The 13576-nt window shown below is 60.9% G+C and carries 11 protein-coding genes and 2 tRNA genes; 9 read left to right on the top strand and 4 right to left on the bottom strand.

What is annotated here, in order from left to right:
* Window positions 1-37: 37 nt before the first annotated feature.
* Entirely contained in the window at window positions 38-247 is a 210-nt protein-coding gene (locus ABTV87_RS06190) for a hypothetical protein (RefSeq protein WP_085605329.1), read from the bottom strand.
* A gap of 106 nt (window positions 248-353) precedes the next feature.
* On the bottom strand, window positions 354-920 hold the full coding sequence (gene dcd, locus ABTV87_RS06185) for a dCTP deaminase (protein WP_007954988.1): 567 nt from the start codon (window positions 918-920) through the stop codon (window positions 354-356).
* 353 nt (window positions 921-1273) lie between these two features.
* Here dcd and ABTV87_RS06180 point away from each other — a divergent pair, with 353 nt between their 5' ends.
* Complete coding sequence (locus tag ABTV87_RS06180; RefSeq protein WP_002554837.1) at window positions 1274-1483, top strand: cold-shock protein; 210 nt, start codon at window positions 1274-1276, stop codon at window positions 1481-1483.
* A 118-nt stretch (window positions 1484-1601) separates the two neighbouring features.
* On the opposite strand, the gene ABTV87_RS06175 is transcribed toward ABTV87_RS06180, so the two are convergent.
* Window positions 1602-2609, bottom strand: a complete 1008-nt coding sequence (locus ABTV87_RS06175; RefSeq protein ID WP_007954986.1) for a DUF481 domain-containing protein — start codon at window positions 2607-2609, stop codon at window positions 1602-1604.
* Between the two features lie 176 nt (window positions 2610-2785).
* On the opposite strand from ABTV87_RS06175, the gene ABTV87_RS06170 reads away from it, so the two are divergent.
* The 4 genes from ABTV87_RS06170 to ABTV87_RS06155 all read left to right on the top strand — a co-directional run bounded on the left by ABTV87_RS06170 (window position 2786) and on the right by ABTV87_RS06155 (window position 7532).
* Window positions 2786-3127, top strand: coding sequence for an MGMT family protein (locus ABTV87_RS06170; protein ID WP_433899836.1), 342 nt, complete (start codon window positions 2786-2788; stop codon window positions 3125-3127).
* A gap of 43 nt (window positions 3128-3170) precedes the next feature.
* Complete coding sequence (locus tag ABTV87_RS06165; protein WP_085605327.1) at window positions 3171-4730, top strand: AmpG family muropeptide MFS transporter; 1560 nt, start codon at window positions 3171-3173, stop codon at window positions 4728-4730.
* Between the two features lie 115 nt (window positions 4731-4845).
* Entirely contained in the window at window positions 4846-6561 is a 1716-nt protein-coding gene (locus tag ABTV87_RS06160; RefSeq protein ID WP_115076782.1) for a proline--tRNA ligase, read from the top strand.
* Between the two features lie 17 nt (window positions 6562-6578).
* Entirely contained in the window at window positions 6579-7532 is a 954-nt protein-coding gene (locus ABTV87_RS06155; RefSeq protein ID WP_007954977.1) for a hypothetical protein, read from the top strand.
* 49 nt (window positions 7533-7581) lie between these two features.
* Here ABTV87_RS06155 and dinB read toward each other — a convergent pair whose 3' ends face one another.
* Window positions 7582-8643 carry a DNA polymerase IV gene (gene dinB / locus ABTV87_RS06150; RefSeq protein ID WP_375745738.1) on the bottom strand — a complete coding sequence of 354 codons (1062 nt, stop codon included), beginning with the start codon at window positions 8641-8643 and terminating at the stop codon, window positions 7582-7584.
* Window positions 8644-8923: 280 nt separating this feature from the next.
* Between dinB and ABTV87_RS06145 the strand changes: the two genes are divergently transcribed.
* The 4 genes from ABTV87_RS06145 to ABTV87_RS06130 all read left to right on the top strand — a co-directional run bounded on the left by ABTV87_RS06145 (window position 8924) and on the right by ABTV87_RS06130 (window position 13504).
* Window positions 8924-9000: transfer RNA gene (locus ABTV87_RS06145), tRNA-Met, on the top strand.
* 212 nt (window positions 9001-9212) lie between these two features.
* Window positions 9213-9289 (top strand) — tRNA-Met (locus ABTV87_RS06140).
* Between the two features lie 280 nt (window positions 9290-9569).
* Window positions 9570-12209 (top strand): bifunctional lysylphosphatidylglycerol flippase/synthetase MprF, encoded by a 2640-nt coding sequence (mprF, locus tag ABTV87_RS06135; RefSeq protein ID WP_433899130.1) that lies wholly within the window; start codon window positions 9570-9572, stop codon window positions 12207-12209.
* Window positions 12209-13504: a virulence factor family protein gene (locus ABTV87_RS06130; protein WP_064593891.1), complete on the top strand. Its 1296-nt coding sequence runs from the start codon at window positions 12209-12211 to the stop codon at window positions 13502-13504. The genes mprF and ABTV87_RS06130 overlap by 1 nt, the downstream gene beginning before the upstream one ends.
* Window positions 13505-13576: the final 72 nt, after the last annotated feature.

The following is a 13576-nucleotide window of genomic DNA, read 5'->3' as shown; positions in this document are numbered from 1 at the left end:
CCCTGTTCAGGATTCAGCCGACGGGCCATGCATTCAATCAAGCGACGGGCGCAGGTGGCGGTTTGTCCGGCAACGTAGGCTCGCCGGGCTCGGTCGGTTCTTCGTTGGGGGTATCGGGATCGGGCTGGTGAGGAATTCCGCCAGCCATGGCGATGGGCGGGTGTGCCAACAAGGACCAGGCCAATACGCCAATCTGATTGGGCTCGAGCCTTGCCAGTTCGGCAGTGATTTGCGGATCGATCTTCATGGAGCACTCCTCGGCGAAGGCCCGTCCCGCTGTTCGCGAAACGGGCAGTACACCCCATAGAGTGTCTACCCGCCGAAGAATTCCCGGTAACTGCCGGATGGACGGATCAGGTGCGAGGCAGGGTCACGCCACGCTGGCCCTGATACTTGCCCGCACGATCCTTGTAGGAGACTTCGCATTCCTCGTCGGATTCGAGGAACAGCATCTGCGCCACGCCTTCGTTGGCGTAGATCTTCGCCGGCAGGTTGGTGGTGTTCGAGAACTCCAGGGTCACCTGGCCTTCCCACTCGGGCTCGAGCGGGGTGACGTTGACGATGATGCCGCAGCGAGCGTAGGTGCTCTTGCCCAGGCAGATGGTCAGGACATTGCGTGGAATACGGAAGTATTCAACGGTGGTGGCCAGGGCGAAGGAGTTCGGCGGAATGATGCAGACGTCGCTGTGGACGTCGACGAAGCTGCCGGCGTCGAAGTTCTTCGGATCGACGATGGCCGAATTGATGTTGGTGAACACCTTGAAATGATTGGTGCAACGCACATCGTAGCCATAGCTCGACACACCGTAGGAGATCACACGGCTGTCGTCGCTGCCACGTACCTGACGCTCGACGAACGGCTCGATCATGCCGTGTTCCTGCGCCATGCGGCGAATCCACTTGTCCGATTTGATGCTCATGGCGGGTGTCCTGAATAGCGAGGTGGAAAAAATCTGTCCGGCATCTTACCGGGCGCGCCGCCGGGTTCAAAGTCCGGGCTGCAAATCTCGCCGAACGTGCAGGAATTACGCGGCCTGGCGACGAACCGTCACACCGCCGATCCCTAAAACAGAGAAACCTTCGCAAGAAGCATTGGCACGTTCCGGAAAAAGGGTTAAGGTGGCGCCACTGTGCTGCTTGTGTCACTGAGAATCTCTACACGATATGTTGAATTTCGATCCAACCATCTACAAGAATTTTTCCTGCTCTTTGCACTCAGTCTCGGCCAGGGTTCTTCCTGAGTCGCAGTTATCTTTGTTCAAGGAGTTACACCATGTCTAATCGCCAAACCGGTACCGTTAAGTGGTTCAACGATGAAAAAGGCTTCGGCTTCATCACTCCACAATCCGGTGACGACCTGTTCGTTCACTTCAAAGCTATCCAATCCGACGGCTTCAAAAGCCTGAAAGAAGGCCAACAGGTTTCTTTCATCGCTACCCGCGGTCAGAAAGGCATGCAAGCTGAAGAAGTACAAGTTATCTAACTTGTAGCTTCTTTAGTAAAAGGCCCCGCCCTCAAAAGCGGGGCTTTTTTGTGGGCGTCTGTTTTTCTGGGCGCAAAAAAAGATCGCAGCCTGCGAAGGCTGCGATCTTTTTTGTTGCTTACCAGGCGACGCCGAAGCCGGCGGTGTAGCGGGTCTTGCTCAAGTCCGCATCCTCGGTGCCGCTGATGATGTCGCGCTCAGCCTTGAGGTTGAGGGATGCCCAGTCGGTGACCTTGTAGCGCAGGCCCATTTCCGCATCCAGCGCGTAGTCAGCCACGCCGGACAACGGCTTGCCGACTTCGCCATTGGTGAAGAACTCGACCTTCTTGCCGATCAGGTAGCGGTTGTAGTCCCACTTCATGGCGACTGAATAGAAGTTGTCCTTGCTGCCATCGCGATACTGGTAGTCAGTGCGGTTGAGCAGCGAGCCGAGGGAGAACGCCCCCAGCTCGTCATCCCAGAACTGGTAACCCGGACCGGTACCGACCACGCGCTGGCGCGCCAGCTCTTCGATGTGATCGCGCTTGTAGTTCAGGCGGCCCTGCCAGAACCACTTGTCCGTCAGGAAGCGGTCGAGTGCGTACTCGGCGCGCCAGTTGTCGGTGGTGGTCACGTCGTCCTGCACTTCGCGGTTGTACTCGCCCTCGGCGGTGTGCCGCCAGCGACCGTGGCGGGCGGACGTCTTGAAGCCGATGTCGTAATCGTCGGTATCCTTCTCCGCACGCTGATAATCCAGCGCCAGGTCGACATTGCCCTTCCACACCAGATCCTCGACCACCGGTTTGGGCTTGAGAATCTGCTGAATGCTCGCCAGCTCCACGGTTTTCGGCGCTTCGCCGTTGGCCAGAGTGACCTTGCCGTCTTCGGCGGCGCTCAGCGACTTGGCCTTCTCGCCGTTGTAGGCGTCCTGCTTGACCAGCAACTCCTGATCGCTCTCCAGGGTCTTGACCTGCTTCCAGTCGATGGTCACGGCACCCGCGTACTGGGTCTGGACCAGCAACTTGCCACCGTCGAACAGCGTGATTTTGCCGCTCAGCTTGTCACCGTTCTTCAACCAGACGGTATCGGCAAGCAAGGGTGTGGACGCACTGAAGACAGCAAGGCACAGCAGGGTTCTGGACAACATAAGCGAATCGGGGACTCTGGTTTGCGAAAAAGGGTCGGCATTATCCGTAGGAATAATTCCCTGACAAGGAGTGACCCGGCTATTTCTGTTGAGTTCATTTCTCAATTGCCCCTCCACCGATTACGCTTAAGGACATAACGCGATCAAGCTCAGGAACCGCGCACGTGACAGACCCGATGCATGCCTGCGAAAACGATCCGCAAATCCGACGCACGGCACTCTATTCCACCCTCGCCCAAGTGCCTGAGGGCAAGGTCGTCAGCTATGGTCAGTTGGCCGAACTGGCGGGGTTGGGGCGCGCCGCCCGCTGGGTCGGCCGTACCCTGAGCCAATTGCCCGTCGACACCAAGCTGCCGTGGCACCGCGTACTCGGCGCCGGCGGTCGGATCAGCCTGCCGGCGGGCAGCCCGTCCGGGGACGAACAGCGGGCACGATTGCGCATGGAAGGCATCACCGTCCTGAACAATCGTGTGGATATTCGGCGCCATGGCTGGCGTCCGGTAGAGCACAGCGGTTAGAGTGCGCGCTTTGTTTTCGCAATCTTGAGGCAGACTTCAGCCCATGCCCCGTAAAACCTGGCGCGCCGCGCTCGCCGCCTATGCCAGTCCTTCGACGCTCGTGCTGTTGTTGCTGGGTTTCGCCGCCGGCCTGCCGTACATGCTGGTGTTCTCGACACTTTCGGTCTGGCTGCGTGAAGCCGGTGTGGCCCGCGAGACGATCGGCTACGCCAGCCTGATCGGTCTGGCTTATGCCTTCAAATGGGTCTGGTCGCCCCTGCTCGACCAATGGCGCCTGCCGTTGTTGGGCAAGCTGGGGCGCCGCCGTTCGTGGCTGGTACTTTCACAGACGCTGGTGATCCTCGGTCTGATCGGCATGGGCTTTTGCGACCCGCAGAAACACCTGTCCTGGCTGATCGCTATCGCGGTGGTCGTTGCATTCGCCTCTGCCACCCAGGATATCGCCGTCGACGCCTATCGACTGGAAATCGCCGAAGACAACCGCCAGGCCGCACTGGCCGCCAGTTACATGTCCGGTTATCGGGTTGCTGCGCTGCTCGCGACGGCCGGTGCACTGTTCTTCGCCGAGGGCTTCGGCTCCACCGGCTTCAACTACCAGCACTCCGCCTGGACCGGCACCTACGTGCTGTTCGGCGCTCTGATGGTCCCAGCCCTGCTCACCACCCTGCTGATGCGCGAGCCGCCCGTGCCGCTGCGCACCCAGTTGCAGGCCGGGCGCTACACCTTCATGCATCAGTTGATGTCGGTGTTCGTGCTGATCATTTTGCTGGTGTCTGTGCCTGCGATGTTCACCCAGCTCTACAACACCGATTTCGCCAGCGTGCTGTTCGGCGACATGAGCCCGCTGGACCTGCTGCTGGAAGACCGGGCGTTCCTGCGCGCGATTCTCTACACCACGCTAACCTGCCTGTGCCTCTCGGCCATGGGTCGTCGCGGTCTGGCGCCGGTGCTGACGCCGGTCAACGACTTCATCCTGCGCTACCGCTGGCAGGCGCTGCTGTTGCTCGGTCTGATCGCCACCTATCGGATGTCCGACACGGTGATGGGCGTGATGGCCAACGTGTTCTACATCGACCAGGGTTTCACCAAGGACCAGATCGCCAGCGTCAGCAAGATCTTCGGCCTGATCATGACCCTCGTCGGCGCCGGCATGGGCGGTCTGCTGATCGTGCGCTTCGGTATCCTGCCGATCCTGCTCATCGGCGGCGCCGCGTCGGCGGCCACCAACCTGCTGTTCCTGATGCTGGCCGACATGGGTCCGAACCTGCAGATGCTGGTGGTGACGATCTCCCTCGACAACTTCAGCTCGGGCCTGGCCACGTCGGCGTTCGTCGCCTACCTGTCGAGCCTGACCAACCTCAAATTCTCCGCCACCCAGTACGCCCTGCTCAGCTCGATCATGCTCCTGCTGCCACGCCTGATCGGCGGCTACTCCGGGGTCATGGTGGAGAAATTCGGCTATCACAACTTCTTCCTGATCACCGCGCTGCTCGGTGTTCCGACCCTAGTGCTGATCGCCCTGCACTGGTTCCAGGAAAGCCGCCGCGAAGGCCCGACACCGACGCCGGAACCTGCACCGACCTCCGTCGCGGAAGAATCGTAAGACATCTCGCACCCGGCGAGAGGGTTCGCGCCGGGGTTGCACTTCTGTACGTCGGCGGATCTCGCCGTTACACTGCTCCGTCATTTCCAGTCATAGCAACCGACAACGGCCAACCATGCGCACCAGTCAATTTTTGCTCGCCACACAGAAAGAAACGCCTTCCGACGCGGTCGTGATCAGCCATCAGCTGATGCTGCGCGCCGGCATGATCCGCAAACTCGCCTCGGGCCTGTACACCTGGCTGCCGATGGGCTTGCGAGTGATGCGCAAGGTGGAAGCCATCGTTCGCGAAGAAATGAACGCCGCCGGCTCTCTGGAAGTGTTGATGCCGAGCACCCAACCGGCCGAGCTGTGGCAGGAATCGGGGCGCTGGGAAGAATACGGCCCTGAGCTGCTGCGCATCAAAGACCGCCACGGTCGTGATTTCTGCGCGGGCCCGACCCACGAAGAAGTGATCACCGATCTGATGCGCAACGAGTTGAGCAGCTACAAACAGCTGCCGATCAACCTGTACCAGATCCAGACCAAATTCCGTGACGAAATCCGTCCACGCTTCGGCCTGATGCGCGGTCGCGAATTCATCATGAAGGACTCGTACTCCTTCCATGCGGATCAGGCGTCGCTGCAGATCACCTACGACCGCATGCACGAAGCGTACTGCAACATCTTCACCCGCCTGGGCCTGAAGTTCCGTCCGGTGGAAGCCGACAACGGTTCGATCGGTGGCGCTGGCTCCCACGAGTTCCACGTGCTGGCCGAGTCCGGCGAAGACGATATCGTCTTCAGCAACGGTTCCGATTACGCGGCGAACATCGAAAAAGCCGAAGCCGTGCCGCGTGAAACCTCGCGCGCCGCGCCAAGCGAAGAGCTGCGTCTGGTCGACACACCAGACACCAAGACCATCGCGGCCCTGGTGGAGAAATTCAATCTGCCGATTGAAAAGACCATCAAGACCCTGATCGTGCACGCCGAAGAAGAAGGCAAGCTGATCGCGCTGATCATCCGTGGCGACCACGAGCTGAACGAAATCAAGGCTGCCAACCAGCCAGGCGTTGCCAGCCCGCTGGTCATGGCCTCCGATGCCGAACTGCGTGACGCCATCGGCGCCGGTGCCGGTTCCCTCGGCCCGCTGAACCTGCCACTGCCGATCATCATCGACCGTTCGGTCGAGCTGATGAGCGACTTCGGCATCGGTGCAAACATCGACGACAAGCACTACTTCGGCGTGAACTGGGAGCGTGATCTGCCGGTTCCGACCGTGGCCGACCTGCGCAACGTCGTGGCCGGCGACCCGAGCCCTGACGGCAAGGGCACCCTGGAAATCAAGCGCGGCATCGAAGTCGGGCACATCTTCCAGCTGGGCAACAAGTACAGCAAGGCGATGAAGTGCGAAGTGCTGGGCGAGAACGGCAAGCCGGTAACCCTGGAAATGGGTTGCTACGGTATCGGTGTTTCCCGCGTGGTGGCTGCCGCCATCGAGCAGAACAACGACGAGAACGGCATCATCTGGAGCGACACTCTGGCGCCGTTCCAGATCGCTCTGGTGCCGCTGCGCTATGAAACCGAGCTGGTGCGCGAAGCCACCGACAAGCTGTACGCGGAACTGACCGCGGCCGGCTTCGAAGTGCTGCTGGACGACCGCGACAAGAAAACCAGCCCGGGCATCAAGTTCGCGGACATGGAGCTGATCGGCATTCCGCACCGGATCGTGGTCAGCGACCGCGGCCTCGCCGAAGGCAACCTGGAATACAAGAGCCGTACCGAAGGCCAGGCGCAAGCGCTGCCGGTTGCCGACGTGCTGTCCTTCCTTCAGGCCCGTATCCGCCGCTGAAACCAGATAGAGACGTCATGTTCAAGCGAAACACCTTAGGCCTCGGTGGCGCCGCCCTGTGCGGCACCCTGCTGGTCAGCGGCTGTGCCAATCACATGTCACAACGCAGCGAGCACGAGGAACGTGTCGAGCGCAAACTGCTCGACCACAGCCTGCAGATCGATGTCGGCGAGCCCAAGGTGCTTGAGCTGCCGCAACGGCGCGTGAAGATCAACGAACAGAAGACCTTCGAAGTCACAGAATTCGAGGTCACGCGCCATTACGACCGTTACACGCCTTACCAGCCATGGCGGGAGATCTACGAGATTCCGCTGGGCGCGGTGGCGGTGGTCGGCGGCGTCGGTGCGAACGTGGTCAACGTGTTTGCCCTCGGCAATCTGCCCGACAGCGTGACACGGGACTGGCTCAGCTACGGTTTCGCCGGGCTCAACCCGTTCATGAACGTGCAATCGAACGGTCGCGCGCAACAGAATCTGGCCGGCATCGACGAAGTCCAGCGCGACAAGCGCACGGAGTATTCGAGCCTGCCGTGGAGCGAGCGCCCGGTTCAGGTCAAGGCCGGCAAGCAGACCTTCGACATGACCACCGATCGCAACGGCGTGCTGCGTCTGAACCTGCTGGACAGCCCGTTCGCCGAAAACGACCTCAATCATGTAGGCAAACTGCAGATCAGCGTCGAAGACAGCAAGGATGACGTGCATTCCGATTCGTCTCTGGCGATCAGCACTCACCTGCGCGGCAAGCTGCTGGAGGCTCACGGGCTGATCTACGACGATCTGGAAGACGACGAAGTGAGCCAGTGGGTACACCGGGTGAAGCGTCTGTCGGAACTGGGTCTGGAAGAAGAAGCCAGTGAACTGGAACAAAGCCTGATCGAACTGACCCGCAACGATCCTGAGTTGCAGGCCGAATTCCTCAAGTCCCTGACCCGGGATGCGGGGCGTCTGGTGGCGGATCCGGGGCCGAACTGAACCCCCCTGAAAAAATGCCCGAACCTGGTTCGGGCATTTTTTTGTCCGTCTATCGCTCGAACAACTCCATTTGTTCGAACCCGCCGCGTAAATCCTCCAGCCGCACGCCCACTCCCAATAGCCGCACCGGTTTGCCACCGCGGTTGAACGCCTGCGTCAGCATCAACTGGTAACTGCCCAGATCCCGCCCTGCCCCGGCCTGCTCCAGTGTGGTCTGGGTGAAATCGTGAAACTTCACTTTGACGAATGGCTTGCCCGGCCGGTAGCTGCTGTCGATCCGCGCCATGCGGGTTTTCAGGGTTTCCAGCAGCTCGGGGAGCTTATCGAGGCAACTGCGCAGATCCGGCAGATCGACGTCGTAGGTGTTTTCGACACTGATCGACTGACGGCGGCTGTCGTTATGTACCAACCGCTCATCGATCCCACGGGCCAGACTCCACAAGCGCTCGCCGAAACTGCCAAATTCCCGCACCAGCGCCAGCTTGTCCCAGTCACGCAATTGCAGACAGTCATTGATACCCAGCTTGCCCAACTTGTCGGCCGTGACCTTGCCGACCCCGTGCAACTTGCTCACCGGCAAGCTACTGACGAACTCCTCGACCTGATCTGGAGTGATCACGAACAAGCCGTTGGGCTTTTTCCAGTCGCTGGCGATCTTGGCCAGAAACTTGTTCGGCGCCACGCCGGCGGAGACGGTGATATGCAACTGATTGGACACCCGGCGGCGAATGTCCTGGGCGATCCGCGTGGCGCTACCGCCGAAATGCGCGCTGTCCGAGACGTCGAGGTACGCCTCGTCCAGCGAAAGCGGCTCGATGAGGTCGGTGTAATCGCTGAAGATCGTGTGAATTTCTTTCGACGCCTCGCGATAGGCGTCCATTCTCGGCTTGACGATGGTCAGGTCCGGGCACAGCTTCAAGGCGTGTCCAGAGGACATCGCCGAGCGAACCCCGTATGCACGCGCCTCATAGTTGCAGGTGGCGATCACCCCGCGCCTGTCCGCCGAGCCACCGACCGCCAACGGCTTGCCGGCGAGGCTCGGGTCATCCCGCATCTCGATGGCGGCGTAGAAACAGTCACAGTCGACGTGGATGATTTTTCGCTGAGTCATGACAGAAAAGGAAACATGGCGAGCCGGACCGGCAGTATCTCACTGACACCTGTATATAGCACCAGTGGTATGAATGTTCTTTTCAGTTTGTAGGAAACGACCTTTGAATTTATTTTCTCAATCGAAAACCAACCTCCAATAGAGCTGAAACCCTTGCTGTGCCTGACCTGCAGCCTCTGAAAAGACCGTCCGTCAGCGCTAACCGATTGAAGCTGAAGAGGTTTTATCCAAATTGAAGGTTGACACCCCGGCGTTCCTCTGTAGAATGCCGCCACACAGACGCGGGATGGAGCAGTCTGGTAGCTCGTCGGGCTCATAACCCGAAGGTCGTCGGTTCAAATCCGGCTCCCGCAACCAAACATCAGAAAAGGCCAATCGAAAGATTGGCCTTTTTTGTGCGTGTCTGTTTTTCACGACGATGCACGGCGTTCTGCAAACAGGAATCCGTTTCAATTCCGAAACTTAAGCAGCCACCTGCGACCGTTTGCCGCGATTGCACACTTATTTGACCCTTCTCGGGATTATCGGTTGACACCCCGCCGTTCGCCTGTAGAATGCCGCCACACAGACGCGGGATGGAGCAGTCTGGTAGCTCGTCGGGCTCATAACCCGAAGGTCGTCGGTTCAAATCCGGCTCCCGCAACCAAACATCAAAAAAGGCTACTCGAAAGAGTGGCCTTTTTTGTATCTGTGGAAAAAGTCCTTTCGCAACAATGATCTGTCACTGTGCAGTGAACCGTTCAGGATCTTCAGACCCGCCGAGTTGCGACTATGCTTGAAGTCGCAAGCAGGGCGTCTGCAATCCAGGAGCTGCCCTCGCCGATACCCGGTGAGAGGCGTAGTATTTTGTGATTATTTTTTTCTACAGGGATTGGTTACTTGGCTGGATACCTCCATCCTGTCGCGCACAATCCAAGAGGTGATTGATGCGCGCCAACTCGTCTGATTCACAAGACACCGTCACAGCGACCCCACCGATCAAGCCTGAGCGTCTGCGCCTGCTGGATCGGATCAGCAAATACCGGCAACCGATCGGTCTGGCGGTCACGTTGCTGCTGTTCGCCATCGCGCTGATTGCCTGTCGCCATCTGCTCAGCGAACTCGATCTCGACGCCCTGCACGACTCGATTCTCGACGTGCCGAAACCGGCTTTGCTCGGCGCCCTCGGAGCGACGGTCGTCGGCTTCATCATTCTGCTCGGCTACGAATGGTCGGCCAGTCGTTATGCCCGCGTGACGCTGGCACCGAAAGTTCTGGCCCTTGGCGGCTTCACCGCGTTTGCCATCGGCAATGCCATTGGCCTGTCGATGCTGTCCGGTGGCTCGGTGCGTTACCGTTTATATGCACGGCATGGCCTGGGCGCTTCCGAAGTCGCGCACATGACCCTGTTCGCCAGCCTGTCACTGGGCTGCGCCCTGCCGCCGCTGGCTGCACTTGCGACCCTGAGCAACCTGCCCGCCGCCTCACAGGCACTGGGGCTGTCCGAGACTTTATTGGGGACGATTGCCGGCGTAGTGCTGCTGCTCGGCGCGATCCTGGCCATCGGCATCTATCGCCGTCGCCTGCCGGAACAACCTTATCCGGACAACCTGCTGGTTCGGGCCGGTCGTCGCACCCTGCGCCTGCCGGGTCGCCGCCTGACGTTCCTGCAACTGGTCATCACCGCCCTCGACGTCGCCGCCGCTGCAACCGTCCTTTATCTGCTGCTGCCGGAAGCGCCGCCCTTCGGTGCCTTCCTGCTGGTTTATCTGCTGGCGCTGGCGGCCGGTGTACTCAGTCACGTTCCGGGTGGTGTGGGTGTCTTCGAAGCGATTCTGCTCGCGGCGTTCGCCGACAAACTCGGTGCCGCTCCACTGGCTGCCGCCCTGCTCCTGTATCGCCTGATCTATGTGGTGCTGCCGTTGCTGGTGGCCTGCGTGCTGTTGCTGATCAACGAAGGCCAACGCCTGTTTCAATCGCAGACCATGCGTGCGGCGTCCGGTCTGGCGGCACCGATTCTCGCAGTGCTGGTGTTCCTGTCCGGCGTGGTGCTGCTGTTTTCCGGCGCAACGCCAGAGATCGACACCCGTCTGGAACACATCGGCTTTCTGATTCCTCACCGCCTGGTCGACGCTTCGCACTTTGGCGCCAGCCTGATCGGTGTGCTGTGCCTGATGCTCGCTCAAGGCCTGCGTCGCCGGTTGTCGGCGGCGTGGATGCTGACCACCATTCTGCTGCTGGTGGGCGCCCTGCTCTCGCTGCTCAAGGGTTTCGACTGGGAAGAAGCGACCCTGATGACCCTCACCGCCGCACTGCTGGGGGTGTTCCGTCGTTCGTTCTACCGCCCGAGCCGTCTGACCGAACTGCCGTTCTCGCCGCTCTATCTGGTGGCCAGCCTGTGCGTACTCGGTGCTTCGACCTGGCTTTTGCTGTTCGCTTATCAGGACGTCCCTTACAGCCATCAACTGTGGTGGCAGTTCACCCTCGACGCCGATGCCCCGCGCGGCCTGCGCTCGCTGCTCGGCGCCGCCGTGCTGCTGCTGGTGATCGCCCTGACCTGGCTGCTGCGCACCGCTCGCCCGGTGATCCATCTGCCGACACCGGATGAACTGGAACGCGCCTCGAAAATCCTGATGGCCTCCTCGCAACCGGACGGCGGCCTGGCCCTGACCGGTGACAAGGCGCTGCTGTTTCATCCCAACGACGAAGCCTTCCTGATGTACGCCCGTCGCGGCCGCAGTCTGGTGGCCCTGTACGACCCGATCGGCCCCGGCCAGCAACGGGCCGAGATGATCTGGCAGTTCCGCGACCTGTGCGACATCCATCACGCCCGCCCCGTGTTCTATCAGGTGCGCGCCGAGAACCTGCCGTACTACATGGACATCGGCCTGACCGCGATCAAGCTCGGCGAAGAAGCCCGGGTCGATCTGCATCGCTTTGACCTGGAAGCCAAGGGCAAGGAGATGAAGGACCTGCGCTACACCTGGAACCGTGGCACCCGTGACGGCCTGTCGCTGGAGATCCATGAGCCGGGCCAGGCGCCGATGGATGAGCTCAAGGTGATTTCCGATGCCTGGCTGACCGGCAAGAACGTGCGCGAGAAAGGCTTCTCCCTCGGCCGTTTCAGCGATGATTACCTGAAGCATTTCCGCATCGCGGTGATTCGCTTCGAAGGCCGCCCGGTGGCGTTCGCCAACCTGCTCGAGACCTACAGCCATGACCTGGCCAGTCTCGACCTGATGCGCGCGCACCCGGACGCCCCCAAGCTGACCATGGAATTCATGATGGTCGGTCTGATTCAACACTATAAGAGTCACGGATACGCGCGCTTCAGCCTGGGCATGGTGCCGCTGTCGGGGTTGCAACCCCGGCGCGGGGCACCGCTGACCCAGCGTCTGGGCTCGATGGTTTTCCGCCGTGGTGAGCAGCTGTACAACTTCCAAGGCTTGCGCCGCTTCAAAGACAAGTTCCAGCCCGACTGGGAACCCCGTTATATGGCCGTGCCCGCCGGACTCGATCCGCTGGTGGCGCTGGCCGACACTGCTGCCCTGATCGCGGGCGGCTTGACTGGATTGGTGAAACGCTGATGATTCAACGCTCCCTGAAGTACATCCTGGTCGCACTGCTGGTGCTGGCCGCGATTGCCGGTGGCGGTTTCTGGTACCTCAAACGCCCGGCACCGGAACCGACCCTCGAACAGCTCACCCCGGCCGATGGCGCCGCCATGACCCGGGTCATCCCCGGCACCAAGCCCAAGGCGCAGGTGCTGGTGGCGGTCAACGACGACCAGAAACTCAGCGACAAGCAACTGAGCACCCTGAGCCGCAGCGCCTCGGCGCAAATCGTTCAGGTGATCCTGCCCAAGGACTGCCTGCTGCAAAGCCGCGCCCTGCAAGCGGGCCTGCGCGAACTGAACGGCCCGGCGACCCTGGTCAGCGGCATCGGCCCCGGAGCCGTCCTGGCATGGCGCTGGTTGTCCGAGCAGAAAGACGACAAGGCTCAGGCTGTCTCCGTCGACCTGGCCCTGGAAAAACCCGGCTGCACTCACCTGTTGCCAAAAGCCGCCGCCCACGGCCACTGGCTGGTGGCGTGGAACGACAACCCGGACGACACCAGCGCCGGTTTCGTGCGCGATCAACCGAACGCCGAAACCAGCATCAGCGACTACGACATCAACCTGCCGCAAGTGCTGAACAACGAACTGCGCAAGATCCTCGTCGGCGGCGACAAGGCCAACGGTGGCCTGCAGATTCCAGTCGTGGAAGTCCCGGCCGGCCAAGCTAAGGACACCGTCACCCTGTTCCTGTCCGGTGACGGCGGCTGGCGCGATCTGGACCGCGACGTGGCCGGTGAAATGGCCAAGATCGGCTACCCGGTCGTCGGCATCGACACCCTGCGCTACTACTGGCAGCACAAGAGCCCGGAACAGAGCGCCCTCGACCTGACCGAACTGATGCAGCACTACCGCCAGAAATGGGGCACCAAGCGCTTCATCCTGACCGGCTACTCGTTCGGCGCCGACGTCCTCCCGGCCATCTACAACCGCCTGCCGGAAACCGAGCAGCAACGCGTCGACGCAATCATCCTGCTGGCCTTCGCCCGCACCGGCAGCTTCGAAATCGAAGTCGAAGGCTGGCTCGGCAACGCCGGCAAAGAAGCCGCCACCGGCCCGGAAATGGCCAAGCTGCCACCGGCCAAGGTCGTGTGCATCTACGGTGAAGAAGAAACCGACGAAAGCGGCTGCACCGACAAGACCGCGGTGGGCGAAGCGGTGAAGCTGCCTGGTGGTCACCACTTCGACGAGAACTACCCGGCGCTGGCCAAGCGTTTGGTGGACTTGATCGAGAAGCGCCAGAACACGGCGCAGGTGGCGGAAGAGTGATCTGAAGCGCACCTGATTAAAAGCCCTCGCAATCTCACGGTTGCGAGGGCTTTTTCATTCCCGGAGCTCCAA

Source organism: Pseudomonas sp. PSE1(2024) (assembly GCF_050990555.1).
Taxonomy (GTDB): domain Bacteria; phylum Pseudomonadota; class Gammaproteobacteria; order Pseudomonadales; family Pseudomonadaceae; genus Aquipseudomonas; species Aquipseudomonas aphyarum.
This window is presented reverse-complemented; position numbering and strand designations above follow the sequence as displayed.